This window comes from Kaistella haifensis DSM 19056 (genome assembly GCF_000735695.2).
GTDB classification, from domain to species: domain Bacteria; phylum Bacteroidota; class Bacteroidia; order Flavobacteriales; family Weeksellaceae; genus Kaistella; species Kaistella haifensis.
In genome coordinates, this window is record NZ_JASZ02000094.1 from 1 (window position 1) to 625 (window position 625).

Sequence of the window (625 nt, forward strand, 5' to 3'; positions counted from 1 at the left end):
TTCTGGATCCATTCTTCCTTTTTGTGTCCCTGACATTGCGGGCAATGCCTGTTTCTGCAGGAGTTGTAACTGATGCTCATATTTCCGCATTCGTCGCACGCATCGATATGACCGCCCAAAGCTGAAGTCCGGCAGTACGATAAAGCCCGAAGTGTTTTTTCCTGATGAACCGTAAAATTCTGAGTTGATAAACTGACTGCGCGCAGAACGTCGGCTACACTTCTGCCCTTACTTCGGGCTTCCATTTTTGCGGCACAAAGCGAAAACGGTATCCAGAGGACTGTGCGGAGTTTGATCCGACAGTTGGCAGACATGAAGGTATTCCATCGTCGATTCAATTCTTTCATGACCCAGAAGTTTCTGTACCATGATGATCGGAACGCCGTCTTCCAGCAGATGCGTGGCGTAGCTGTGGCGTAGCGTGTGGGTGTGCACCTCTTTGGTGATGCCGGCTTTTTTTGAGATGGTCTTGATCACCCACTGAACGCCGCGCTGGCTGTAGCGGGAATCGAAATCTTTGCTGGCAGACCGTGAAGCCCCTGTGCTGAGCGCATCAATCTCTTCAATATTCCTGTTATGGTTTCCATTGAATAAATACTGAACCGGATTTTCAATACTGATGAAG

2 protein-coding genes are annotated in these 625 nt (G+C 49.0%); both read right to left on the reverse strand.

The window, feature by feature from the left end; translation table 11 throughout:
• On the reverse strand, nt 1-245 hold a 245-nt coding region (locus AP75_RS14045; RefSeq protein ID WP_185116490.1), incomplete at its 3' end, for a transposase zinc-binding domain-containing protein.
• On the reverse strand, nt 229-625 hold a 397-nt coding region (locus AP75_RS14050; protein WP_158212096.1), incomplete at its 5' end, for a tyrosine-type recombinase/integrase. The genes AP75_RS14050 and AP75_RS14045, both read right to left, overlap by 17 nt.